Annotated in this window: 19 protein-coding genes; 8 read left to right on the top strand and 11 right to left on the bottom strand. The window is 67.2% G+C overall.

Annotation, left to right across the window (positions count from 1 at the left end; all coding sequences use genetic code 11):
• Positions 1-88: 88 nt before the first annotated feature.
• The gene (locus tag ACQUQ0_RS05425; RefSeq protein ID WP_435183673.1) at positions 89-343 is read right to left on the bottom strand and encodes a hypothetical protein; all 255 of its coding nucleotides are present in this window, start codon (positions 341-343) and stop codon (positions 89-91) included.
• Between the two features lie 137 nt (positions 344-480).
• On the opposite strand from ACQUQ0_RS05425, the gene ACQUQ0_RS05420 reads away from it, so the two are divergent.
• A complete protein-coding gene (locus ACQUQ0_RS05420; RefSeq protein WP_435183671.1) occupies positions 481-1,848 on the top strand; it encodes an aminomethyl transferase family protein in 1,368 nt (455 codons plus the stop codon).
• A 282-nt stretch (positions 1,849-2,130) separates the two neighbouring features.
• Here the strand turns inward: ACQUQ0_RS05420 and ACQUQ0_RS05415 are convergent, their stop codons facing one another.
• The 5 genes from ACQUQ0_RS05415 to ACQUQ0_RS05395 form a co-directional block, all read right to left on the bottom strand.
• Positions 2,131-2,952 (bottom strand): universal stress protein, encoded by an 822-nt coding sequence (locus ACQUQ0_RS05415; protein ID WP_435183670.1) that lies wholly within the window; start codon positions 2,950-2,952, stop codon positions 2,131-2,133.
• Between the two features lie 111 nt (positions 2,953-3,063).
• On the bottom strand, positions 3,064-4,311 hold the full coding sequence (glyA, locus tag ACQUQ0_RS05410) for a serine hydroxymethyltransferase (RefSeq protein WP_435183669.1): 1,248 nt from the start codon (positions 4,309-4,311) through the stop codon (positions 3,064-3,066).
• Between the two features lie 215 nt (positions 4,312-4,526).
• On the bottom strand, positions 4,527-5,381 hold the full coding sequence (locus tag ACQUQ0_RS05405; RefSeq protein WP_435183668.1) for a methylenetetrahydrofolate reductase: 855 nt from the start codon (positions 5,379-5,381) through the stop codon (positions 4,527-4,529).
• A gap of 78 nt (positions 5,382-5,459) precedes the next feature.
• Positions 5,460-6,788 (bottom strand): hypothetical protein, encoded by a 1,329-nt coding sequence (locus ACQUQ0_RS05400; protein ID WP_435183667.1) that lies wholly within the window; start codon positions 6,786-6,788, stop codon positions 5,460-5,462.
• A gap of 154 nt (positions 6,789-6,942) precedes the next feature.
• The gene (locus tag ACQUQ0_RS05395; protein WP_435183665.1) at positions 6,943-7,932 is read right to left on the bottom strand and encodes a succinylglutamate desuccinylase/aspartoacylase family protein; all 990 of its coding nucleotides are present in this window, start codon (positions 7,930-7,932) and stop codon (positions 6,943-6,945) included.
• Positions 7,933-8,029: 97 nt separating this feature from the next.
• On the opposite strand from ACQUQ0_RS05395, the gene ACQUQ0_RS05390 reads away from it, so the two are divergent.
• From ACQUQ0_RS05390 to ilvA, 4 genes are all read left to right on the top strand, one after another.
• Complete coding sequence (locus tag ACQUQ0_RS05390) at positions 8,030-8,767, top strand: creatininase family protein (RefSeq protein WP_435183664.1); 738 nt, start codon at positions 8,030-8,032, stop codon at positions 8,765-8,767.
• A 136-nt stretch (positions 8,768-8,903) separates the two neighbouring features.
• Positions 8,904-11,492 carry a GcvT family protein gene (locus tag ACQUQ0_RS05385; protein WP_435183663.1) on the top strand — a complete coding sequence of 863 codons (2,589 nt, stop codon included), beginning with the start codon at positions 8,904-8,906 and terminating at the stop codon, positions 11,490-11,492.
• Positions 11,493-11,698: 206 nt separating this feature from the next.
• Positions 11,699-14,248 carry a GcvT family protein gene (locus ACQUQ0_RS05380; RefSeq protein WP_435183662.1) on the top strand — a complete coding sequence of 850 codons (2,550 nt, stop codon included), beginning with the start codon at positions 11,699-11,701 and terminating at the stop codon, positions 14,246-14,248.
• A 21-nt stretch (positions 14,249-14,269) separates the two neighbouring features.
• Complete coding sequence (gene ilvA, locus ACQUQ0_RS05375; protein WP_435183661.1) at positions 14,270-15,532, top strand: threonine ammonia-lyase; 1,263 nt, start codon at positions 14,270-14,272, stop codon at positions 15,530-15,532.
• A gap of 155 nt (positions 15,533-15,687) precedes the next feature.
• On the opposite strand, the gene ACQUQ0_RS05370 is transcribed toward ilvA, so the two are convergent.
• The 4 genes from ACQUQ0_RS05370 to ACQUQ0_RS05355 all read right to left on the bottom strand — a co-directional run bounded on the left by ACQUQ0_RS05370 (position 15,688) and on the right by ACQUQ0_RS05355 (position 20,373).
• Positions 15,688-16,656, bottom strand: coding sequence for an electron transfer flavoprotein subunit alpha/FixB family protein (locus ACQUQ0_RS05370; protein WP_435183660.1), 969 nt, complete (start codon positions 16,654-16,656; stop codon positions 15,688-15,690).
• Between the two features lie 2 nt (positions 16,657-16,658).
• On the bottom strand, positions 16,659-17,414 hold the full coding sequence (locus ACQUQ0_RS05365; protein ID WP_435183658.1) for an electron transfer flavoprotein subunit beta/FixA family protein: 756 nt from the start codon (positions 17,412-17,414) through the stop codon (positions 16,659-16,661).
• 99 nt (positions 17,415-17,513) lie between these two features.
• On the bottom strand, positions 17,514-20,048 hold the full coding sequence (locus tag ACQUQ0_RS05360) for a GcvT family protein (RefSeq protein WP_435183657.1): 2,535 nt from the start codon (positions 20,046-20,048) through the stop codon (positions 17,514-17,516).
• Between the two features lie 190 nt (positions 20,049-20,238).
• Positions 20,239-20,373 (bottom strand): hypothetical protein, encoded by a 135-nt coding sequence (locus tag ACQUQ0_RS05355; protein WP_372390075.1) that lies wholly within the window; start codon positions 20,371-20,373, stop codon positions 20,239-20,241.
• Positions 20,374-20,644: 271 nt separating this feature from the next.
• Between ACQUQ0_RS05355 and ACQUQ0_RS05350 the strand changes: the two genes are divergently transcribed.
• Together ACQUQ0_RS05350 and ACQUQ0_RS05345 are read left to right on the top strand one after the other, a co-directional pair.
• Positions 20,645-22,828: a (Fe-S)-binding protein gene (locus ACQUQ0_RS05350; protein WP_435183655.1), complete on the top strand. Its 2,184-nt coding sequence runs from the start codon at positions 20,645-20,647 to the stop codon at positions 22,826-22,828.
• A 65-nt stretch (positions 22,829-22,893) separates the two neighbouring features.
• Entirely contained in the window at positions 22,894-23,337 is a 444-nt protein-coding gene (locus tag ACQUQ0_RS05345) for a universal stress protein (RefSeq protein WP_435183654.1), read from the top strand.
• A gap of 38 nt (positions 23,338-23,375) precedes the next feature.
• On the opposite strand, the gene ACQUQ0_RS05340 is transcribed toward ACQUQ0_RS05345, so the two are convergent.
• Positions 23,376-23,537 carry a hypothetical protein gene (locus tag ACQUQ0_RS05340; protein WP_372390071.1) on the bottom strand — a complete coding sequence of 54 codons (162 nt, stop codon included), beginning with the start codon at positions 23,535-23,537 and terminating at the stop codon, positions 23,376-23,378.
• A 537-nt stretch (positions 23,538-24,074) separates the two neighbouring features.
• Here ACQUQ0_RS05340 and ACQUQ0_RS05335 point away from each other — a divergent pair.
• Positions 24,075-25,841 (top strand): BCCT family transporter, encoded by a 1,767-nt coding sequence (locus tag ACQUQ0_RS05335; protein ID WP_435183652.1) that lies wholly within the window; start codon positions 24,075-24,077, stop codon positions 25,839-25,841.
• Positions 25,842-25,885: the final 44 nt, after the last annotated feature.

Genomic DNA, 25,885 nt, shown 5'->3' with positions numbered 1-25,885 from the left:
GTCTGTCGGGACGCGTATTCACGGTGGCGCTGCCCGTTCGTAGGGAGCGACGTTCGTCGATCCGCTCCGTGCCGGCGCCGGCGCCGTCCTACCGATCGACCTTCACCGGGCGGAGCGCGGTCGCATCCCTGTCGTAGCCGAGCCAGACGCTGAGCACGACCGCGACCAACACGAGGTACACCGGAAACAGGAGCGCGAGCGTGTACGCGAACAACAGCAGTGTCAGCGCACCGGTCCAGTACAGCAGCCCGATGACGGCGAGGCCGACGATGGCGCCGGCGACGACCCCGAGGCGGAACGCGCGCGCGGCGTCCGGTCCGGGAGCGGGGCGAGACGCATTCATATGTCTGTTTTGAGGCGGAGAATCATAAGCGATGTGCGGGAAGGGTTGGTCTAGCACGGCGCTTCGCCCGGTGCGGGATAAAAGTACGTCACTATCAGGGTGATCTTTTATTGAGGTTTGTTGTGTTGATCCAGAAGATGTCAGGGGACCACCCGAACCACCCGAGTATCGACCAATCCGACAGAGTGCTCCCGCGGAACCTCCGCCAGACGGGCGATCCGGGGATCCAGATGCTGGTCTCGACCCGCGTCCGCAAGTCGCCGTTCTTCGACAAGTCGTTCAACGAGGAGGGCGCCTGGCGCTGTACGGTGTACAACCGGATGTACCACCCGCGCGGCCTCGTCGAGCCCGAAGACGGCGGCGCGATGGCCGAGTACGAGGCGCTGACCGAGAAGGTGACGCTGTGGGACGTCGCCGTCGAGCGCCAGATCCGCGTGAAGGGTCCCGACGCGGAGGCGCTCACGAACTACGTCATCACCCGCGACGCCACCGAGATCGACGTGATGCACGGCAAGTACGTCATCCTCTGTAACGAGGACGGCGGCATCCTCAACGACCCGATCCTCCTCCGCGTCGAGGAGGACGAATTCTGGTTCTCCATCTCGGACTCGACGCTGATGCAGTGGCTCCAGGGCGTCAACGTCGGGAAGGACTTCGACGTCGAGATCGACGAGATCGACGTCGCCCCGATGCAGATCCAGGGTCCGCGTGCGGAAGACGTGATGGTCGATGTCGTCGGCGAGGAAGTATCGGAGATCCCGTACTACGGCCTGATGGAGGCCGAGATCAACGGCGCGCCCGTGCTCATCAGCCAGACCGGGTTCTCGGGCGAGGCCGGCTTCGAGATCTACGTGCGCGACGCGATGCAGAACGCCGAGCGCGTCTGGGACCCCGTCCTCGACACGGTCAAGGACCACGGCGGACGGCAGATCGCGCCGGGTCACCACCGCCGCATCGCCGCCGGTATCCTCTCGTGGGGCCAGGATATGGACCACGAGACCTCGCCGTTCCAGGTCAACCTCGGGTACCAGGTCCCCGACGACAAGGACGCCGACTACATCGGCAAGGAGGAGCTCGAACGCCAGCAGGAGCTCATCGAAGACGGCGAGTACCCGTTCAACCTCAAGCTCGTGGGCCTCAAGATGGCCGGCGAGCCCATCCGCGACTACGCGCCGGACTTCTGGATCGTCTCCGACCCCGACACGGGCGAGGAGTGCGGATATATGACGTCGCCGTGGTGGAATCCCGACCTCGAGACGAACATCGGGCTCGGGTTCGTCCCCGCCGACAAGCTCCAGGCCGAGACCGACGCGCAGCTCAACGACGAGATCTACGAGGAGGACCTCGACATCGAGTTCCAGGTCCACCTCCCCGAGGAGTACGCCGAAGACGAGGGCGAGCCGGTGTACGCGACGGTCGCCGAAGTGCCGTTCAAGGAGTCGGTCAACCCGAGCGCCCGCGAGCAGGCCAAGCTGAACGCGCGCCAGGACGCTCAGTCCGACTGAGCGCGCGACCCGCCCGTCCGAATCTGACTCGACGGCTGCCTGGCTGCCCGGACGGGACCCCGCGGTCCTTCGAGTGCCGTTCTCTCCCGCTTTCTTTCGATTTCCACGCGCCCGCGGCGGCGACTGTCTCCGCCACCACGGGCGGCGATTCGATGAAACTCCTCTGATACCGCGGCCGGTGTCGACGACGCGACGCGCCTCAGCCGCCGGCCGCGTTAGTCGCACTGCGTCGACGACGCGACGCGAGCGTGTTCTACGGCGTCGCCGAGGTGGTATCCGGTCCTATCCGGTGAGCGTCACCGGCCGGTCCGCCGAGAGCATTACGTCCTGGGTGATGCTTCCCAGGATCACCTTTTGGACGCCCGAGCGCTTGCGGCCGCCCATCACGATCCCCGTGGCGTCGCGCTCCTCCGCTTCGTCGATGATCGTTTGTGCGACGCCGCCGCCGACGGCGACCCGTTCGGTGTCGATCCCGGCGTCTTCGAGCGCGTCTGCGGCCTCCACCGCGGCGTCGACGTCCTCGAACTCGTGCGGCGGCGCGCCCTTGTAGTCCTGTTCGGGGAAGACGTACAGCACCGTTGCCTCGACATCCTCCGGCGCGTCCGGGAAACTCGTGACGTAGTCGACCTGGTGGCCCACGCGCTCGGCGCTGGCGTCGACCGGGAGCACCAACCGCCGCGACCCCCGCTCGATCGACATCTCCCGCCCGGTGATCGTCACCGGCCGCTCGGTCGAGACGAACACGTCGTGGACCGTGCTCCCGAGCAGCACCCGCGCGACCCCCGAGCGCTTGCGGCCGCCCAACACGAGTTCGTCGGCGTCGACGTCGTCGGCGACGTCGAGAATCTCCTCGGCGATCGTCTTTCCGCCCTCGACGCGTCGGTCTACTGACACGTCGTGTTCTTCGAGGAACTCCGCGGCCGTCACGGCGGCGCCGATCTCCGTGAAATCGACGCCGGCGTCCGTCTCCAGGGCGTCCGGCGGGACCACGTACAGGACCGTCACCGCGGCGTCCGACGCGCGCTCTGCGAGCGTCAGCGCGTATTCGGCCTGACTGCGCGCCCGCGCCTCGTTTCCGTCGACCGGGACAAGCACCTGATACATACTCGGGGTTGATATTGATAGCCTGACAAATAAATCGATCGCCGGTCGCGATCCGCGGCGATCAGTCGTCGGCGGGCCGGTGCGTGTCGACGGCCCGCGAGCGGCGAGCGCCTACTCGTAGAGGCCGTACTCGTCGGTCAGTTCGTCGACGCGGGCCGCGACGGCGGAGACGGTCTCCTCGTCGTGTGGGTCGTCGACGACGCGCGCGATCAGGTCGGCGACCTCCCGGCAGGTCGACTCGGTGAAGCCGCGGGTCGTGACCCCGGGCGTCCCGATCCGGACGCCGCTGGGGTTGAACGCCGACCGCGTCTCTCCGGGGACCGTGTTCGCGTTGAGGACGATCCCGGCCGACTCCAGCGCCGACTCGACGTCCTTTCCGGGCGTGTCGGGATGCGAGGGCCGGAGGTCGACGAGGAGGAGGTGATTGTCGGTGTCGCCCGAGACGAGGCTGAAGCCGTGGTCCTGCAACTGCTCGGCCAGCGCCTTCGCGTTCGCGACGGTCTGTTCGGCGTAGGCCTCGAACTCGGGGGAGAGCGCCTCGCCGAACCCGACGGCCTTGCCCGCGATGTTGTGCATCGCCGGGCCGCCCTGCGCGCCGGGGAACACCGCCGCGTCGATGTCATCGGCGTGTTCCTCGTCGCACATCACGATGCCGCCCCGTCCGGCGCGGATGGTCTTGTGGGTCGACCCCGTCACGAAGTCCGCCACGCCGACCGGCGACTCGTGGACGCCGGCGGCGACGAGCCCCGTGATGTGAGCGATGTCCGCGAGGTGGTAGGCGTCGACCGACTCAGCGATGTCTTGGACGCGCTCCCACTCGACCTCGCGGGGATACGCGGAGTATCCGGAGACGACGATATCGGGCTCGAACTCTTCGGCCTTCTCGGCGAGCCCCTCGTAGTCGATGTAGCCCGTCGCCTCGTCGACCTCGTACTGCTCGACCTCGTAGGTCTTGCCCGCGAAGTTCGCGGGGTGGCCGTGCGAGAGGTGGCCGCCGTGGGTCAGGTCCAGCGAGAGGATCTTGTCGCCCGGCTCTAGCGTCGCCAGGTAGACCGACATATTCGCCTGCGAGCCCGAGTGCGGCTGGACGTTGACGTGTTCTGCGCCCCACAGCTCCTTCGCACGCTCGATCGCCAGTTCCTCGACCTCGTCGGCGTGCTCACAGCCCGCGTAGTAGCGCTCGCCGGGATACCCCTCGGCGTAGTTGTTCGTCAGTTCGGAGCTTTGGGCCTCCATCACGGCCTCGCTCACGTGGTTCTCGCTCGCGATCATCGACAGCGTCTCGTTCTGCCGCCGGCGTTCGCCCTCCAGGGCGTCGGCCACGGCGGGGTCGACCTCCGCGACAGTCTCGTACGTCATATTCCAGTCTCGGGACCCGCTCGGGATAATCTTACTTCCGACAGAACCTGACGGTCCGCCGAGGGGCTGTGTTCGTCGCCGCGGCCCGCACAGATCCTATCCGCGTTCCGAGACGACGAGGGAGAGCGTGCGGACTCATAGTGACGACTCTCGTCTCTCACCGCCGAACGCCACTCGGTAAGGGCGTTCGACGGTAACCAGTGAGAGTAATACTATCAGTCGAGACGGCCGCGCCGCCACTGCTCCAAGTCGGGCGTCTGGTTGAAGGTGTAGATGTGGACGCCGCGGATGTTGTAGGTCTCGTCGTCGACGTACGGCGCGAGCCCGTCGATGAGGGCGTCCGGCTTGTAGGTCCCGCGCGAGCCGACGAGCTGCTTGACGAAGCCCAGGATTCCCGTGGTCTTCCGGAGGAACTTCACGGAGTCGCCGACGCCGACCTTCTGGGAGATGCTGAGGAGCCGCTGGTACTTCATCACGCCGGGGATGCCGACCTCGATCGGGAGGTCGACCCCGCGGTCGCGGATCTCCTCGATCCACTCCAGGATCGTGTCGGGATCGTAGCACAGCTGCGTGACGATGTAGGTCGCGTACGGCGCCTTCTTCTCCATCTCCTCGGCGAGCTCCGCGTCGGAGATGAAGTCGTGGCCCTCGGGGTAGCCCGTGATGCCGATCTCCTCGAACTCGTGGTCCAGGTCGTCGAGCGCGACGAGCAGGTCGTAGGCGGACTCGAACTCCCCGACCGGCTCCTCCTTGTCGCCGCCGGGCACGAAGATGTCGGTGATCCCCGCGTCCCGGAGCCGGCCGCAGATCTCGTCGAGCTGTTCGGGCCCTTCGATGTACCGGGCCGCGATGTGCGGGACGACCTCGTAGCCGGCCGCTGCGGCCTCTTCCGATCGTTCGACGGTCCGCTCGATCCCGAGCTTCGGGGAGGTCGTGATCGCGACGCTGGCGCCGTCCGGCAGCGCTTCGATCTCGTCGTCGAAGCTGTCGAACGGCATCAGCTCGAACCGCGCCTCGGTCAGCAGGAACTCCGCACCGGTCTTCGTGCCGCGTTGGGTACTCAATGCCATACCGTCAGAAAGAGTCGGATCCACTTTTGTTTATGGGCCGGCGTCTCGCCCGGACGCCATCGGCGCAGGCCCCCGCCGTCAGGCGCCGTCGGGCGTACACTGGCGGATCCGCGCGGTCACCGTCTCGACGCTGACCTCGCGCGCGGCGGCCTGGGACGCCCGACACAGCACCAGATCGAGGACGTTGAGCTGGCGGAGCAGCTGCCGGGTCCGATCGTGGCCCAGACCGAGCTCGCGCTGGACGTCGTAGAGCGTCCGCGCGTCGACGACGGCCGCCACGACGTCCGGCAGCGTCAGCGACTCGGGGAGGCCGATCCCGTCGGCGACCAGCTGCTCGTCGGGCAACGACTCCGGCGCGACCCGATCAGCGGGCTCCGATCCCGTGCGGTCCTCGGCCGGCGTCGCCGCGGCCTCCGCGTTTCGGCTCCCATCGCCTTCGTCCCCGCGTCCGTCGGCGTCGCTCCCGTCCTCGGGGGCCGTTTCGTCGCTGGGAGCGGTCTCGACGACGCTCTCGTCCGGCTCGTCGGTCCCGTCGTCGGCCGAACCGCTCCGGGCGTCGTCGCTGTTGTCCGGCGTCCGCCCGGCGCCGCCGAGTTCGTACGACGTCGGTGAGTGGACGTCGGCGTCGATCATGTACCGGCGCACCGTCTCCGCGGAGACGTCCATCTCGATCCGCTCGCTCATCTCCGCGAAGGTGTCACAGACCTCGTAGAGCCGCGCCAGGTACGCCACGTCCTCGTAGGGCGGGACCGACTCGTCGCGGGCGGCCGCGAGCCCGTCGGCCCCGTCCGCCTCGTCGTCGGCGTCCCCGCCCTCATTGTCGCTCGCGTCGTCGGCGTCCGTGGAATCCACGCCGCCGAATACGTCGGCCTCCGCCTCGGGCGGCTCGGACGCCTCGGGCGTCTCTGGCGACGGCGCCGATCCGTCGCTGTCGCGCGGGCGATCGCTCCCGCGGCGGAACGACCCGCCGGCACCGCTGGCGCCGCTCGCGACGTCGCGGCCGCCGACGCGGTCCTCGACGACCGAGCCGTCGTCGGCGTCGGCCGACCGGATCACGATTTCGAGGGTCGCCGCCACCGACTCCGTCTCGAGCGTCGCCTCGACGGCGCGGACCGAGACGTCCGTTCCGTCGCCGGCGTCGAGGCCCGCCGCGTCGATCCCGGGGAGTTCGAGCCCGAACACGACGCCCGAGTCGGCGCCGTCACCGAGCGGTTCGAGCGACACGCCGCTCTCGTCGGCGCCGTCGGCGAGGGCGGAAAGCGGGATCGCGACCTCGACCGTGGCGCACAGCGCGTCGTCCTCGTCGCCCGCGGCCGCCTCGGCCCGGCGGACGGTCCGCCCGCCCGCCCCGAGCTGTTCGATCACGGACGCGAGCGCGTCGAACGAGGAGTGCGGCTGAAACGCCATCTCTGTGATAACATACGACACATTGTGACCGGTTAACGGTGCGTGTGGAATGGTGAGGGTTTTCAAATACTCGGGGTTCTGACCCGACGTGTTTTCCCGAGTGGGGCGGTCCGCTCGGTCGGTCGCGACGCCCTCATAGTGAGAGTAATGACTATCAGACGACGCTCGCGATGCTCGCCAGGCGCTCGCCGGTGACGACGACGCGCCCCCGGGCGACCGAGTAGACCACCCCGTCGCCGCTGGCGCGGATCGTCTCCAAGTGCTCGAACGACGAGGGGTCGTACACCGTGCCGATCTCCTCGCCCTCCGCGATCTCGTCGCCGACCGACAGGTCCGCGCGGAGCTCGAAGAGCCCCGACGCCTCCCCGAACACCCGGGGCAGGTCGTCGCGGAGGAGCCGCTGTGTACCCGTCGGCTCCGCGGGCTCTGCCACCACGTCGCGTTCGCGGAGGACGTTCCACACGCCCGCGACGCCGGTCTCGACCGCGGGACGGCTGACCGTCCGACTGTTCGAGAGCTCGGCTGTGATCGCGGGCACGCCGGCGCGGGCGGCCGCCTGCCGGAACTTCCCCGCGAAGTCCTCGCCGCCGTCGGCTCCGTCGCCCCCGTCCCCGTTCCGCTCTTCGATCGGGTCCTCGTCCGCCAGGAGGAACTCGGTCCCGAACGCCTCCGCGAGCGACCGCGCGGCCGGATCCGACTCCCGAAACCGGACGTGTTCGAGCATCTCCGGCATCCCCGTGTGGAGGTCGACCGCGGCGTCAGCGGTCGAAACGAGCGGCCAGAGGTTCGCGACCAGCCGCTCCTGGAAGCTCCCGCCGGCATCGCCCGGCCAGATGCGATTGAAGTTCGCGTTAAACGCGTCGATCGCCTCGGGCGTCAGATACGACCGGTGGTCGAACGCGATCGGGTTCGCCACCGGGACCGCGACGACCGTGCCCGCGACCTCGGCGTCGCAGAGGCGCTCGTGGAGGCGCCGCAGTACCGCGGGGCCGTTGAGTTCGATGCCGTGCTGGGCGGCCTGGACGTACACCGTCGGCCCCGCGCCGCCCTCGTAGCGGTGGACCGTCACCGAGAGGTCCCGACCGGAGGGAAAGCGCCCGAGGCGCCGATCGCTCGTCGAGTGACTCACCGGGGCGTACTCCATACTCGAGACCGGGCGTCGGCGGGACAAAAACCCCGGGTTTGGGAACGCTCCGCCCGAGGGCCGTACGTTTATCGGTCCGCTTTGCCACGAACCGGGTATGGACCTGGAGACCACGACCTGGACCGACGCCAAGGCGGCGGAGACACACCTCGCTCTGCTCCCGGTCGGCAGCACCGAACAGCACGGCCCCCACGCCCCGCTCGGCACCGACACCCTCGACGCCGAGGCGGTCGCGGACGCGGCCACCAAGCGGTACCGCGATCCGGTGATGGTGGCGCCCGCCGTTCCCGTCGGCGTCGCCGAGGAGCACCGCCACTTCGCGGGGACCCTCTGGACGAGCGAGGACACCTTCCGCGCGTACGTCCGCGACGTCGTCGGGAGCCTCGCCAGTCACGGCTGGGACCGCGTCGTCGTCGTCAACGGCCACGGCGGGAACATCTCGGCGCTGAAGGAGGTGACCGCGCGGATCGTCCGCCGCGACGACGCCTACGCCGTCCCGTTCACGTGGTTCGACGAGGTGGGCGACCACAGTTCGGATATGGGCCACGCCGGGCCGCTGGAGACCTCCCTCCTCCGCCACACGAACCCCGAGACCGTCCACGAGGACCGCCTGGAGGAGGCCGCGGCGGGCGGCAGCGACCGCTGGGGCGACTGGCAGGGCCGCGTGAACCTCGCGGTCGACTCCGAGGAGTTCACCGACAACGGCGTCGTCGGCGACCCGCGCGAGTCCAGCGCCGACCTGGGCGCGGAGCTCCTCGACCGCTCGGCCGACGCGCTGTGTGCGCTTCTCGATGCGATCCGGGAGCGCGATCCGGGACCTCGCGCGACGGAGTGATCCGCCGGGGTAATCCACGAAATATTAGAAAATTGATTATTCAAGGCCGCTCGTCCTAATTCATTTCGTCAATGGGGTCGTCACCGTCTAGCCGCAACACGTATTTTGCCGTCCACGCCAAGAGGGGACATCACCTATGGATGCAACTGAAGACTTGCCGGAGCAAGCGGGAACTGTCATCGTCGGCGCTGGCATCGTCGGCTGCAACCTCGCGTACCAGTTGACGCAACTGGGGCGTGAGGACGTCGTCGTCGTGGACCAGGGGCCGATGCCCACGACTGGCGGGTCCTCGACGCACGCACCGGGGATTATGTTCCAGACCGCGGAATCGAAGGAACTCTCGCAGTTCGCCGATTACAGCCGCCGCGTTTACTCGGATCTTGAAGGGGCCGACGGCCAGCAGGCCTACAACGAAGTCGGCGGCATCGAAGTCGCGCGGTCCGAAGAGCGGATGGACTTCCTTCAACGGCGCGTCGAGCACGCTGAAGCGTGGGGTATCGATGACCCACAGTTGCTCTCGCCCGAAGAAGTCACCGAGCATCTGCCGCTGGTTGACGACGAGCAGATCCTCGGCGGGTACTACTCGCCGTCCGACGGACAGGTCTCTGGCGTCGTCGCCTGCGACGCCCTCGCCCGGGAAGCAATCGACCGCGGCGCGACGTTCGTGCCGCACACGCGCACAGAAGACGTCGAGACCACCGGTGGCGCGGTCCAGAGCGTCGTCACGGAGCGCGGGGAGATCGAGTGCGACGAAGTCGTGGTCGCAACGAACATCTGGGCGCGGCAGTTGGGCGAGAAACTCGGTGTTCACCTCCCGGTCGCACCGGTCGAGCACCAGTACACGATGACCGAGTCGCTCCCGGAACTCGCAGAGAGCGCGGTCGACGTCACCGACCACCCCCTCTTCGAGAACTACGAGAACGTCTCCGGCGAGAAGGCAACGCGACTGCTCGTGGGCCCGGACCGACCGATCCTCCGGGACCAAGACAACGCGATGTACTTCCGCACCCACGGCGATTCTTACGGGATCGGTTCGTACAACCACGAGCCGATCGTCCCCGATCCGCAGGAACTCGGCGGCAACGACCCCGACGGCGAGCAGGGTTCCGTCCACGAGTTCACCGAGCAGCATATGAACACTGCGACGCACCCGGACCGGCCGGACAAGGCGCCGCGACAGGCCAGCGACAAACTCCTGCCCGCCACCGACGGCGCGAATCTGGACTTCAAGTACAACGGGATGTTCTCGGAGTCGCCGAACGGGTTGCCGATCCTCGGTCCCGTCGAGCAGTACGACGGCCTCTGGACCGCGACGGCAATCTGGGTTACACACGCAGGCGGGGCGATGCGCGCCCTCGCCCAGTGGATGGAGACCGGCGTCCCGCAACTCGACGGCGAGCCGATGGATCTGGCACACTGCGACGTCAACCGCTTCGACGAACACGAGGGCAGTTGGGACTTCACCCGCGACATCGGCGCGGAGGAGTACCGCATCGTCTACAACGTGATGCACCCCAAGTGGGTCTGGACGGAGAACCAGCGGGACGTCCGCCGGACGCCGATGTATCACTCCCACAAGGAACTCGATGCCGAACTGTGGGCCGAAGCGGGCTGGGAAGAACCGCAGTGGTTCGAGTCCAACGCAGACCTCGTCGAGAAGTACGAGGATCAGATCCCCGGCCGCGACGAGTGGACCGGCAAGTACTGGTCACCGATCGAGGGCGCGGAGGCGCTGAACGTCCGCGAGAACGTCGGCCTCCACGATATGACCTCGTTCAACAAGATCGAGGTCGTCGGGAGCGACGCCGGTGCGTTCGTCCAGCGGCTCTGTACGAACGATATGGACCTCGCGGTCGGCGACGTGAAGTACACGCTGATGTGTAACGACGCCGGCGGCGTCCGGGCCGACATTACGGTCACCCGTACCGACGAGGACCGCTACCTCCTCCTGACGACGGGCCGAGAGGTCGGAAACAACCACGTCGCCTGGGTTCGAGCGCACTCGCCCGACGACGTCGTCGTCAACGACGTGACCTCCAGTCTCGCCGCGATGGTGTGCACGGGCCCCAACGCTCGGAAGGTGCTCTCGGAGGTCACTGACGTCGACCTCTCCGACGAGGCCTTCCCGTTCTTCAGCAGCCAGGAGTTCTTCGTGAAGAACATTCCTGTCCGTGCGCTCCGCGTGTCTTACGCCGGCGAACTCGGCTGGGAACTGTACACGCCCTCGGAGTACGGCGAGCGCCTCTGGGAGTACCTCCTCGAAGCCGGTGAAGCGTATGGGCTGCGCCCGTACGGAAACGGCGCGCTCAACGCGCTCCGCATCGAGAAGGGCTTCCGGCTGTGGGGGCAGGATCTCCACACCGAGCACAACCCATACGAGGCGGGCCTCGGTTGGGCCGTCGACACCGACACCGACTTTATCGGCAAGGACGCCCTCTCGGACTCGGTGGCGGCGGTCGCCGACGGCGGCGAACCGAGCCAGGAAGTCGCCTGCCTGACGCTCGACGACGAGAGCGAGACGATCCTGCCACACCGCCCGGTGTTCGCGCCTGACGGCGGGGACGCACTCGGATACGTCCACAGCGCGGAGTACGGCTACACGGTGGGCGCGTGTGTCGCCTACACCTACCTCCCGCCCCAGCACGCCGAACCGGGGACCAAAGTGGAGATCCTGTACGAGGGCGAGCGGTACGCTGCGACCGTGCGTGAGGAACCGCTCACGTAACGAGCAGGGACCGCTGCTGCCCCGTCGTATCGCCAGACTGTCAGACTGTGGTTCGCGCACACGAGGGCGCGAGACTAGTTTTCGGCTGACCGACAAAAAGAGGCTATTTTTCGCTTTTGCTCCGGTAAACGCCTCTTTGCTGTCGGGAGGCGAACGGCCACCGTTGTCTTTATGCCCGTGAGAGCGACACCGACGGACGAGAACGAATGAGCACGGACCTTCCACAGCAGGCGGAGACCGTCGTCGTCGGCGCCGGGGCGGTCGGTTGCAGCGTCGCCTACCACCTCAGCGAGCTCGGTGCCGAGGACGTCGCCGTCATCGACCAGGGACCGCTCCCCGTCACCGGCGGGTCGTCGGTCCACGCGCCGGGGATCATGTTCCAGACCTCGCCCTCGAAGATCCAGACCAAGGCGGCCCACTACACCAGCCGCCTCCTCTCGGACGCCGGGGTCTACGACGAGGTCGGCGGCATCGAACTCGCCCGGAGCGAGGACCGGATGGACTTCCTCCGCCGCCGCGTAGAGTGGGCCGAGTCCTACGGGCTCCCGGACCCCCAGCTCCTCACGCCCGAGGAGGTCACAGAGCACCTCCCGCTCGTGGACGAAGACGAGATCCTCGGCGGCTACTACTCCCCCACGGACGGCCGCGTCGACGGCATCGCGGCGCTCCAGTGGTACATCGCCAACAGCCACGGCGCCGACTTCTACGGCAACACCGAGGTCACGGACCTCGACGTCGCCGGCGGGGAGATCACCGCCGTCCACACCGACCGCGGCACGATCGAGTGCGACCGCTGCGTGATCGCCACCAACAACTGGGGCTACCAGACCGGACAGCTCGCCGGCCTGGACCTCCCGATCGCGCCCGTCGAGCACCAGTACGTCGTCACCGAGCCCCTCGACGAACTCGCGGACCACGAAAGCAGCGTCGGCGAGAACACCGAGGGCCTGGCCGTGCCCGGCGACCGCGACATCCAGGAGTACATGAGCGAGGGGCCGCACCGCCCCGTCGGCCGCGACCAGGACAACTCCCTGTACTTCCGTACCCACGGCAACAGCCTGGGGATGGGCTCGTACAACCACGAGACGCTCTCGGTGGATCCCGACGCGATGGGCAAGAACTCCGAGGACGGCCAGGCGTCCGTCCACGGCTTCACCCGCGAACACTGGGAAGAGCCCACCCATCCCGACAGGGAAAAGTCCGCGAAGCAGGCCTTCGACGAGCTCCTGCCCGTCACCCAGGACGTCGACTACGAGATGACCGAGAACGGCATCTTCGTCTTCACGCCCGACGGGATGCCCGCGGTCGGCCCGACGAAGGTCGAGGGCCTCTGGAGCGCGCTCGCCATCTGGTGGACCCACTCCGGCGGCTACGGCAAGATCGTCGCCGAGTGGATGGAGAACGGCGTCCCCCGCCTGCCCTCGGGCCCGGTCGACACCGGCGGCGTCCACGTCCGCCGCTTCGAGCCCCACGCGGGCGAGAAGGACTACTTCGTCGACAAGGGCGCCACGCGCTACCGCCAGGTCTACAGCATCGTCGAGCCGCGCTGGCAGCCCGAGAAACACCGCGGCCTGCGCACGAGCCCCTTCTACCACCAGCAGAAGGAACTCGGCGCGGAGTTCTACCAGTCCGGCGGCTGGGAGTCCGCCCAGTGGTACGACTCGAACGAAGACCTCGTCGAGGAGTACGACGAGCAGATCCCCGCACAGGACGGCTGGCAGGGCATCAATCGATCGAAGATCGAGGGCGCCGAACATCTTCACACCCGCGATGCGGTCTCGATGTTCGATATGACCTCGTTCAGTTCCATTATGGTCGAGGGCGCCGACGCCGGCGACTTCCTCCAGCGGATGTGCAGCAACGACGTCGACATCGGCGTCGGCGACGTCCGCTACTCCTTGCTCCTGAACGAGGGCGGCGGCATCCTCGCGGACGTGACCGTCGTCCGCCTCGGCGACGACGAGTATATGGTCACCACCGGCGGCGGCAACTCCCCCGGCATCCACGGCGGCTGGCTCGAAGACCACGCCCCCGAGACAGTCTCCGTGACGGTCGAGGAGGGCGCAAAGAGCACCATCGGGCTGTGGGGGCCGAAGTCGCGCCTCCTGCTCCAGCGCTGTACCGACGCCGACGTCTCCGACGACGGCTTCCCGTACTTCAGCGCGAAACAGATCTACGTGGGCGAGGTGCCCGTCGTCGCGCTGCGGGTCTCCTACGTCGGCGAACTCGGGTGGGAGCTGTGGGCGCCGAGCGAATATGGAAATCGCCTCTGGGAGACGCTCTGGGAGGCCGGCCGGGACCTCGACGTCCGCCCGATGGGCGGCGGCGCGCTCTCGTCGATGCGCTTGGAGAAGGGCTACCGCCTGTGGGGCACCGACATCGACACCGACTCGAACCCCTACGAGGCCGGCCTCGGCTTCGCCGTCGACCTCGACACCGACTTCGTCGGGAAGGAGGCCCTCGAAGCGGCCGAGGCGGAAGGTATCGACAGCGAGATCACGCCGATCACGCTGGACGACTCCGACGACGTCCTGCTCTCGGGCCGTCCCGTCCTCGTCGACGGCGAACCCCAGGGGTACGTCCAGGCGGCCGACTACGGCTACAGCATCGGCGAGTCGATCGCCTACACCTACCTCCCGACGGAGTACACGGAGGCCGGCACCGACGTCCAGGTCCGGTGTGAGGGCGAACTGTACGAGGCGACCGTCCGGGACGAGCCCCTGTTCGACCCCGGCCGCGACAAGATCATCCGCTGAGACCTCCCCCTTTCAGTACCTATGACCGACACCGAACCCAACTCCGACCCGAACGCCTTGCCCGTGCAGTACGTTGACATCGAACGCGCCCGCGAGCGCATCGACGACGACACCGTCGTGAAGCAGACGCCGGTCGAAAAGAGCACCTCGCTCGGGGGGTTCGTCGACGCGGAGGTGTACCTGAAGATGGAACACCTCCAGTGGACGGGCTCGTTCAAGACCCGCGGCGCCTACAACAAAATCAGCCAGGACGTCGCCGACGGCGTCGAGGAGTTCGTCGCCGCCAGCGCCGGCAACCACGCCCAGGGCGTCGCGCTCGCGGCCACGAAGTGCGGCGCCGACTCGACGATCTACATGCCGACCGACGCCCCGCAGGCGAAGGTCGACGCGACCCGGAGCTACGGCGCGACCGTCGAGCTCGTGGGCAAGGACTTCCAGGAGACGATGAGCCACGCGCAGGCCGCCGTCGAGGACAGCGACGCGGAGTTCGTCCACGCCTACGACGACGTCGACATCATCGCCGGCCAGGGGACGCTGGGCGCGGAGATGTACCACGACTGCCCCGACGCCGACACCGTGATCGTCCCCATCGGCGGCGGTGGCCTGATAAGCGGCATCTCGACGGCGATCAAACACCTCTCGCCGGAGACCCGCGTCGTCGGCGTCCAGGCCACGGGCGCCGAGACGGTCCACGAGAGTCTCGACAAAGGCATCCCCGTCACCCTCGACGAGGTCGACACCATCGCCGACGGTATCGCGACGGGCGGCATCTCCGAGGCGACGCTGTCGGTCATCCAGGCGAACGTCGACGAGGTCCTCACCGTCACCGACACCGAGATCGCGCGGGCGATCCTCCTCCTGATGAAGCGCGCGAAGCAGGTCGTCGAGGGCGCGGGCGCGGCCTCCGTCGCGGCGCTCCTGAGCGACGACCTCGACGTCTCCGGCGAGACGGTGATGCCGCTGCTCTGCGGCGGCAACCTCGATATGACACAGCTCCAGACCGTTCTGGTTCACGCGCTCACCCAGCGGAAACAGCGCATCCGCCTCCGGGTCCGCATCGACGACCGGCCGGGGAAGATGGAGGACATCTCCGGGATCATCGCCGACCAGGGCGCGAACATCCACGACGTCCGCCACGACCGCTCGGTGGCGGACCTGGAGGTCGGCGAGGCGTACCTCGTGTTCACCGTCGAGACCAGCGGCGCCGAACACGCCGCGGGCATCGTCGACGCCATCGAAGCCGAAGAGTACAGCGTCGAGGACGTCACGCGCTCGACGGGCTGAGGGGCGAGGGGCGAGGACTGAGAGCGATGTCGCTCCTGCGGCCGCGTTTTATTGCCGTGACGGCACGAGCGACGGACGACTCGATGGACGGTTATTCGGACCGTATCGACTAACAACGAAAACGAAAAAGTCGAATCGAGCGCGGACGCCTCGATTCAGGCGTGACCGCGGCTCTCCAGCTCTTCTTCTACGGCCGGCAGTACCTCGTGGAGGTCGGCGATGACCGCGTAGTCGGCCTTCTGGACGATCGCCGCCTCGGGGTCTGTGTTCACCGCGAGGACGTTCTCGGCGCCCTTACAGCCGACCATGTGCTGGACGGCGCCGCTGATCCCACAGGGGATGTAGATCTCGGGCGCGATCTTGTTGCCGGTCTGGCCGATCTGGTCGTCGTGGGGCCGCCAGCCCTCGTTGACCGCGGCGCGCGAGGAGCCGACCGCCGCGTTGGGGATGTCGCCGGCGAGCGACTCGATCTCCGAGAAGTGGCCGTCGGTCCCGCGGCCGCCGGAGACGACGACCCGGGCCTCCGCGAGCGGGACGCCCTCGACGTCGGACTCCTCGACCTCGGTGAGTCGGACGCGGGTGTCGTCGTCTTCGAGGTCGGGCGCGAACGCGCTGACGTCGGCGGGCTCGCCGCCCGCCTCGCTCGCCGAGATCTCGTTGGCCGCGACGGTGAGGAGGTTGGTCTCGGCGTCGAGTTCGGCGTGCTCGGTGAGCGTGCCGCCCCAGCGCTGGCGGGTGATCTCGTAGGTGTCGCCGACCTCGACGTCGGTCACCTCGGCGGCCATCGACACGTCGAGCTTGGCCGCGGCGTGCGCCAGCGTCTCCGCGCCGCGGTCGGTCCCCGGAGCGACGATCGCTTCGGTGCCGGTCGCCTCGGCGCACTGAATCACCGCTCGCGCGTACGCTTCTGGCGCGTACGCGTCCAGCGCGTCGTGGTCGACGGCGTTCACCACGTCGGCACCGTAGGCGCCGACCTCCTCGGCGACGCCCTCGGCCTCGGGGCCGAACGCGATGACTTCCAGCGCCTCGTTCGCACCGGCCGCGACGTCGCGGGCGAGGGTGAGCGCTTCCAGCGAAATGTCGTCGACGGCGCCGCCCTCGTGTTCGACTAACGCGAGTACCATTGTTATAGCACCTCCAGTTCTTCGAGGACGTCGACGACGTCGCCCGCGGCGTCGGGGCTCTCGCCGAGGATCTCCGCGGGGCTGTCGTCGGTCTCGGGCACTTCGAGTTCGACCAGTTCGAGCTCCTCGTCCGTCGCCTCGGGCTCGACGGTATCGACGGTGGCCTTCCGGGCCTGCATCTTCGCCCGCATCGAGGGGTACCGCGGCTCGTTCAGCCCCTCCTTGACCGTGATCACGGCGGGCAGTTCGACCTCGTAGACCTCGGCGCCGCCTGGGATCTCCCGCTTGGCGACGGCGGTATCGCCGTCGACCTCCAGGTCCTTGATCCCGGTGACGCAGGGGACGCCGAGCTGTTCGGCGACGCGGACGCCGACCTGGTGGTTCGCCGCGTCGGCGGACTCGTTCCCGAACAGGAACAGATCGAAGTCCGGCTTCTGCGCCTCGACGGCCGAGGCGACGGCGTTCGCGGTGGCCTTCGGGCCCCACTCGCCGCCCTCCGTTTCGAGGAGCATCCCGTCGTCGGCGCCCATCGCGATCGCCGAGCGGAGCTGCTCTGTGGCCTCGTCCGCGCCGAGCGTCAGCGCGGTGAGGGTGCCGCCGTTCTCTTCGACCAGCTGGACGCCCTCCTCGACGGCGCACTCCTCGTGCGGGCTGAACGTGAACCCGAGCGAGCTGGTGTCGATGTCCTGCTTGTCCTCTGTCAGTACGATCTTCGCGCCCGTTTCGGGCACGCGCTTGATTGCTGTGAGTACTTCCATGGTGTTTCTTGTCGTTGGTGGTCGGCGGTGTGCGGACGGCGGGCAGCGGGCGGCCCGCCGCCGCGACGTGGCGTGGTCGAATCCGGCGCTGGCCGGCGTTCAGTACTCGTTACGGAACAGGCGGTCGCCCTCGGGGTCGAAGACGCCGCCGTGGCCGACGACCTCGACCTCGACGGGGTACTGCTGGCCGAAGTACTCGACCTGCAGCTCCTCGCCCTCGTTGGCGTACTCCTGGGGCAGGTACGCGAGCAGGAGGTGCTTGCCCACAGAGGGTCCGGTCCCGGCGGAGGTGACGTAGGAGCGACGTCCCTCGTCGTCGATGAGGACCTCGCCGTTCTGGTCGAGCACCGGCTCGCCGCCGGTCATATACCGCGGCTCGCCGCCGTCGGGCGCGTGGTCGGTGACCGACAGCGTACAGAGCGTCGCCGCGTTCTCCTCTTCGATGGCCTCGGCGTAGGCCTCCTTGCCGATGAAGTCGGCGTCCTTGACGCCGTGGAAGTCCAGCCCCGCCTCGGCGGGGTTGTAGTCGATTTCGAGCTCGGCGCCCATCAGCCGGTAGCTCTTTTCCATCCGGCCGGTCTCGCCGTAGACGCCCGTGCCGACCGGGCGGATGTCGTACTCCTGGCCGGCCTCGTAGATGGTGTCCCAGAGCTTCTGGCCCTGGTCCATCGGGGCGTACAGCTCCCAGCCGTACTCGCCGACGTAGGAGATGCGGAAGGCCTTGGCCGTCACCGGGCCGATGGTGACCTCCTTCATGTCCGCGAAGTCGAAGGTGTCGGTCGACATCTCCTCTTCGGCGACCTCGTTCAGCAGCTCTTGTGCGTTCGGCCCCCAGACGCCGAGGGTACACAGCTCGGAGGAGCGGCCGATGAGCTCGGCGTCGCCTTCGAGGTGCTTCTTGAACCACGTCTTGTCCTGCCCGGCGTGGGCGCCGCCGGTGATGACGCGGTAGTGGTTGTCGCCGAGGCGCGCGACCGTGAGGTCGGAGACGAACCCGGCGTTCGGCGCGAGCACCGGCGTGTACGCGGACTCGCCGACGTCTACGTCCATCTCGGCGACACAGAGGTTCTGCATATTCTCCGTGGCGTCGCTGCCGATGATGTCGAAGATGCCGAAGCCGGTGTCGCCGATCATCCCGACGTTGTCGCGCATATGGAGGTGCTCGGCGAGGATGATCTCGGACCACCAGCGGCTGTCCCACTCGTTGGGTCGCTCGAGGTCTTCGATCTCGTCTTCGTACTCCTCGACGAGGTCGGCGTTGGACTCGTACCAGCGCGGGCGCTCCCAGCCGCCGGCCTCGAAGAACTCGGCGTCGAGTTCTTCCTGACGGTTATAGAACGCGCTCGTCCGGAGCGGCCGCGTCGACTGCCACTGCTCGCGCGGGTGGACGATGCCGTAGATCTTCTGGTAGCCCTCGTGGCCGCGGCTCTTGACGAACTCCCTGGTCTCGCCGTACTCGTCGAAGCGCGCGACGTGGTCGTGGGCGACGATGTCGATGTCGGGGTGGCCCTGGGTCATCCACTTGGAGACCTCGCGGGCGATCGCGGGCGCCTCCTTGATCCAGATGGCCGCACAGGACCACAGCCCGTCGACTTCCGGGATCGGGCCCAAAAGCGGGTGGCCGTCCGGCGTCACGGAGAGGAGGCCGTCGATGGAGTGGCGGATCCCGGCGCTGGGGTCGTCCAGTACGTCGGGAATGATCTCCAGGGCGTGCTCCATCGACTGCTCGAAGGCGTCCTCGGTCAGCGGCGGCTGGGTCGGCGACAGCGGCGCCTCCTCGATGGAGGGCACGTCCTCGACGTCCCAGAGGATCGGCCGGTGCTCGTAGGAGCCGACCTCGATGTCGTTGCCGTGCTGGCGCTCGTACATCTGGGTGTCCATGTCGCGGACGACCGGGTAGTTGATCTCGCCCTCGCCCTCCTCGAAGCGGTCGATCGGGCCGACCGAGACCATCTGGTGGACCGCCGGCGACAGCGGGATGTCGACGCCGGCCATGTCGGCGATCTTCGGGCTCCACAGCCCCGCCGCGATGATCACCTCATCGGCCTCGACGGTGCCCGCGTCGGTCTCGACGGCCTGGATCTCGCCGTTCTCGACGTGGAGGTCCGTCACTTCGGTGTTGGCCGCGGTCCGGAGCGCGCCCTTGTCCTTGGCCTGCTGGCGGTAGAGCTCGCCGGCCCGGAGCGGGTCACACGTGCCGGCGCCCTTGCTGTAGAAGCCGCCTTTGATGATGTCGGTGTTGACGTAAGGGACGAGATCTTCGACCTCTTCGGGGGTCAGCAGCTCGGCCTCCTCGCCGAAGGACTTCGCGGAGACGACGCGCCGCTTCAGCTCCTCCATCCGCTCTTCGGTGCGGGCGACCTCGATCCCGCCGGAGTTCTCGAAGGTGTCGAACTCCCTGTATATGTCCCGGCTGTCGGAGGTCAGCTGGGTCATGTCCTTGCTATGCTCGACCGGGAAGATGAAGTTCGACGCGTGCCCCGTGGATCCGCCCGGGTCCGAGAGCGGACCCTTGTCGATCAGGAGGATGTCGTCTCGGCCGCGCTCGGCCAACTCGCCCGCGAGCGAACTGCCGACGATCCCGGCCCCGATGATGACTGTACCTGCGCGATCTGGGAAGTCGTTCGTGCTCATTCTGTGGTCTCTCTCGTAGATCCGTTGTCCGCTGTTGCGTTCGATTCGCCCACGACGGCGGGTGTGCTCCCCGAACGTGCGTTTTCTAACGGTTCGACAACACTGTTCTACACCTAACGATAATTAACTACCCCCGGAATATTGAATGCCATTTTATGCCGGCCGCTCAGGCCGGGCGACCGCCCCGCACCTACACCAGAAGAAACAGCGCGAACGGAATGACGAACAACAACACGAACAGGCCGAACAGTCCGAGGCCGTAGCTCACAAGACTCGCGCCGAGCGCCGTCCACGCCGGATGGTCGAACCGAGCAGGCGGATTCATACTCGCCTCTGGGAGCGAACCGGGCAAAATACTGGCGGGCGAGCTGCGCCGAACCTCGAAATATAGGACGAATTATAATTTGTGGTTCCTCGATGTCAACGCTCCTGCCGGCTGAGTCTCCCGATCGGGCGGAATCGAAATCGTGTGTGGGCACCGAGGTCGACAGTCCGACCGATACACGCCGCGTGCAGTCGGTACGCGGCGGAATCAGCTACTCGCGCGCACGGCCAGGCGGACTAACTTTTATGCCAAGATTGTCGAATCAATCGGTATGGTCGCCGAAGGAGCCACTACCAGGCCGACGTTCTGGCGCATCGGACACCTCGGCGAGGTGGTCTTCTACCTCCTCGCCGCCGTCGCGATCGCGATCTTCGCGTACGGCCTCTACCGGAACGTCGAGCGCTACACGTCGGGCCAGGAAGACTGGTTCGACCGCCTCGATGATCTGCCGGGCCGGATCGTCGACGCGACACGCATCGTTCTCTCGAACCGCAAACTGTTGGACCGCGACACCGCCGGCGGCGTGATGCACGCCCTCATTATGTGGGGCTTTCTCACGCTGCTGATCGGCACGACGATCCTCGCGATCGATATGGACATCTACCAGCCGGCGACCGCCGCGCTCGGCGCCGAGCAGTCGTTCTTCGTCGGCGACTTCTACCTCTCGTACTCGCTCGTGATGGACGCGATGGGCCTGCTCTTCGTCGTCGGCGTCGGCGTCGCGCTCTACCGCCGCTACGCCGCCCGCGAGGAGCGCCTCTGGGGCAAGCACACGAGCCTCGAAGACGACCTCTTCATCTGGGCGCTCTTCCTCCTCGGCGTCGGCGGCTACCTCGCCGAGGGGATCCGCATCCTCGGCACGGGCTTCCCCGGCTTCGAGACGGTGAGCTTCGTCGGGTGGTTCCTCGCCGAGGCGCTGGCGGTCGCCGGGATGAGTCAATCGATTGCGGCCGCCGTCTACCCGGCGGTCTGGTGGTCCCACGCGCTCTTGGCGCTGGCGTTCGTCGCGGCCGTCCCCTACGGCAAGCCGTTCCATATGCTCTCGTCGTACGTCAACATCGTCACCCGCGACGAGAAGGCCGGCGCGCGCCTGCCGGGCATCCCCGCGGACCTCGACGCCGACACCGGCGCCGAGTCCGTCGACGACTTCACCTGGAAGGAACTGCTCGATCAGGACGCCTGTACCAAGTGCGGCCGCTGTTCGTCCGTCTGTCCGGCCAAGGAGTCCGGCCGGCCGCTCGATCCCCGCGACGTCATTCTCGATCTCAAGCAGTACCGGGAGGCGGTCGACGCGGGCGAGCGCGAGGAGGTCGACATCGTGACCGACGGCGGCGAGAGCGTGATCGACGCGGCGACGATGGAGTCCTGTATGGCCTGTATGGCCTGTATGGACGCCTGCCCCGTCGACATCGAGCACCTCAAGTCGTTCACGCGGATGAACCGCCAGCTCACCGACACGGGTCAAGTCGACTCGAACGTCCAGGACACCTTCGACAACATCATGGCGATGGGCAACACCTTCGGCGACCCGCCGGACGCCCGCGCCGACTGGGCCCAGGAACTGGAGTTCGACCTCGCCGACGCCCGCGAGGAGGACGTCGAGTACCTCTGGTACGTCGGCGACTACCCGAGCTACGACGAGCGGAACAAGCAGGTCGCCCGCTCGCTGGCGAAGATCCTCGAACACGCCGACGTCGAGTACGGCATCCTCTTCGAGGACGAGAAGTACGACGGCAACGACATCCGCCGGCTGGGCGAGGAGTTCCTCTACGTCGACCTCGCGGGCCACCACGTCGAGTGCTTCGAGGCGGTCGACCCCGAGAAGATCATCTGCACCGACCCCCACTCCTACAACACCTTCAAGAACGAGTACCCGGAGGTCGAGTACGAGGACTTCGCCGACGAGCCGCTGATGGACTTCGAGTTCGACGGCGAGTGGAACGCCGACGGCGAGACCGAGGTGTTCCACTGGACGCAGGCCGTCGAAGAGCTCGTCTCCGAGGACCGACTCGGGCTCCGCGGCGACGAGCTCGATTACACGGTCACGTATCACGACCCCTGCCACCTCGGCCGCTACAACGACGAGTACGAGGCCCCGCGCGAGCTCATCCGCGCGACGGGCGCGACCCTCTCGGAGATGCCGCGGAACCGCTCGAACTCCTTCTGCTGCGGCGGCGGCGGGGGCGGCCTTTGGATGGACATCGACGAGGAGACAAAGCCCAGCGAAGAGCGGATGCGCGAGGCCTTAGAGGACACGCCCGCCGGATCGGCCGTCGAGAAGTTCGTCGTGGCGTGTCCGATGTGTATGACGATGTACGAAGACGGGATGAAGACCGGCGGCTACGAGGACGACATCGAGATCGTCGACGTCGCGGAGCTACTCGTCGAGGCCCTCGAGGCGGGCCCCGGCGTCGACGCCGCGGGCGCGGGGCGAGCGGCCGGGCAGGCCGACTAGCGGTCGAACTCCCGCTCTGCGCGGAAACTTATTTGTAAGCGCGTCGTGAGCATTCGCTCGCAGCGATGTACGACCAGATACTGATACCGTACGACGGGAGCAACGAGGCACGAAAAGGCGCAGAGCACGGCATCGAACTGGCCGCAGCGCTGGGAGCGAGCGTGACGGCGCTCTACGTCATCGATCTACCCGGAGCGCCGCGGGCGCTCGCGCTCCGCGACGACGAAGAGGAGGTCCGCAAGCAGTACCAGGAGTACGGCGAGGAGGCCCTCGACGAGATCTGCGCCGTCGCCGAAGAGCACGGCGTCGACTGCGAGACCGCCTTCAGGACGGGGTCGCCGTCCGAGGAGATCGCCGAATTTGCCGACGACGAGGGGATGGACGCCATCGTAATGGGGTCGGCGTACCGGGGCACGCTCGGGTCACTCCTCGGGGGCACGACGGACAAGGTCGTCCGGACCGCCCGCGTGCCGGTGATAACCCAGCGGATGAAGATGGAAGAGATCTGAGGTGAGCGCGAGGCCGTCGGCGCGCCGACGGGAGTCGATCACTCCCGCACGAGTCGATTTTCGCGGAAGTAAATGACGATGCTGGCGCTGAGGAACAACAGGCCGGCCACGGTGTAGTTTCGGAGCGTCATCGCCACGAGCGCCGCGCCGAAGAGCGCGACGACGACGACGATCGCCGCGGTCGCGAGCGGATTCTGCATACTCGCACAGTCGGCCGATCGGACATAAACGTAGTGTCGACCGAAGACCGTCGCGACTGCTCACGCGTGTTCTCCCTCCGTCGAATCGGTACACCGTTTATGCCGAGCGGACAGCGAAGAACACAAATCATTCGTGAGGTGGCACTCCCGTCTACGTTCGAACGCGGAAAGCGCACGCCCCGGTCGAACCACATGAAATCAGCGTCGCGGTCGCTCACGAGCGCCGCGGTGGGGTGATTCGGCATATGGGGGTCGTTTCCACGTCTCAAAACGCCCGTGTGAGTCGCTTACTGGTGAATATTGCTAACCTTTATTATAGTAGAACAATTGGAAGTCTATGAGGTTGTGTAGCACTCCACTCAGGAGGCACGACAACCACGCGTGACGAGTGGTTACGGCTCACGAAGATTGCATCGTCCACAGACTGAGAAAGCGGCAGAATGGACCGAGACGCCGATGAGATACCGAGGCCTCGGTTTGAGGACCGCACAATGATAACGAACGATCAACATCGATTCGGTAACGCGGAGGTAGAGTATGTCAGACAGTGATCAGACCGGCGAGATGTCCGACGGACTGCAGGTCGAACTGTTCCATCCGGAGTCGGACCGCGAGCCCGGCGACACCAACATCCAGAAGTATGGGTTCGACATCCATCCAGTCGTCTTCCCGGTGGCACTGGCGATCATCGCGCTCTTCATCGCGGTGACCGTCATCCTCGGAAAGCAGGCCTCGGCCGCGTACACGTGGCTGTTCAACTTCATCGGGGAGAACTTCGGCTGGTTCTATCTCCTTGCGGTGAACATCTTCATCGTCGTGTTGCTGTACTTCGCGTTCGGGAAGTACGGCAACATCAGGATCGGCGGCGTCGAAGCCGAAAAGGAGTTCAGCGACTTCTCGTGGATGGCGATGCTGTTCAGCGCCGGGATGGGCATCGGCCTGATGTTCTTCAGCGTCCTCGAGCCCGTGTACTACTTCCTCAACGTCCCCGGCTACTGGGGCGTCGAGGCGGGGACCGGCGCCGCCGCGTCCGCGGCGATGGCACAGACGTTCTTCCACTGGGGCTTCCACCCGTGGGCCATCTACGGTCTCGTCGGCCTCGGCCTGGCGTTCTTCTCGTTCAACCGCGGCCTGCCGCTCACCTTCCGGTCGATCTTCTGGCCGCTGCTCGGCGACCGCATCTACGGGTGGCCGGGGCACCTGATCGACCTCGTGACGGTGTTCGCGACGCTGTTCGGCCTGGCGACGTCGCTGGGTCTCGGCGTCGCGCAGGTCAACCGCGGGATCCAGTACGTCTCGACGGAGATCCTGGGGCTCTTCGCGAGCTTCCCCAACAACACGTTCACCCAGATCCTCCTCATCGCGGGGATCACCAGCATCGCGACGGCGTCCGTCGCCGCCGGCCTCGACGGCGGCGTCAAGCGCCTCAGCACGATCAATCTCTACCTGATGTTCGCGCTGCTCGGCTTCCTCATCATCGTCGGCCCCACCATCTTCATCCTCGGTGCGTGGGTCGAGGGCCTGGGCACCTACTTCCAGAACATCGTCAAGCTCGGCTTCTACCGCGGCGCGATGGGTGCCGGCGGCGGCACCGTCACCGCCTGGACGGTGTTCTACTGGGGCTGGTGGATCGCGTGGTCGCCGTTCGTCGGGATGTTCATCGCGCGCATCTCGAAGGGCCGGACGGTCCGCGAGTTCGTCCTCGGGGTGCTCTTCCTCCCGTCGCTGTTCTCGACCATCTGGCTGTCGACCTTCGGTGGGAGCGCCCTTCAGGGCGCCCTCGGTGAGGGTACCAACGCCGTCGTCAGCGCGTACAACGAACTCGGCTACGCCGGCTTCGAGACGCTCGGGATGTTCGTGATGCTCAATCAGTACCCGCTCGGCGCCATCTCGGCGTCGCTGGCGACGCTGCTCGTCATCACGTTCTTCGTCACCTCGTCGGACTCGGGCTCGCTGGTCGTCGACCACCTGACCTCCGGCGGCAAGCACGACGTGCCGAAGGCCCAGCGCATCTTCTGGGCGGTCACCGAGGGCGCCGTCGCGGCGGTGCTCCTGTACGGTGGCGGCCTCAGCGCGCTCCAGACGGCGGCCATCACCACGGGGCTCCCGTTCGCGGTGATCCTGTGTCTGATGTGCTACACCGTCTACCTGGGTCTGGACAACGAGTACCAGATCCTCGAATCCGAGGAGTTCGCCGAGCGCATCCAGGATATGACCGAAGGGGGCGACGTCGACATCGCCACCACCGGCGGCGACGTGGTCACGGACGTCTCCGGAGGTGACGACTCGGTCAGCGGAGACTGACGCTCACGACCCGGTCTCTCCTCCCGGCTGCCGCCGGCCCGGAG

It is taken from the genome of Halobellus sp. EA9 (assembly GCF_051195055.1).
Taxonomy (GTDB): domain Archaea; phylum Halobacteriota; class Halobacteria; order Halobacteriales; family Haloferacaceae; genus Haloquadratum; species Haloquadratum rubicundus.
The sequence above is the reverse complement of the archived record's forward strand: the minus strand, read 5'-3'. Positions and strand labels throughout refer to the sequence as shown.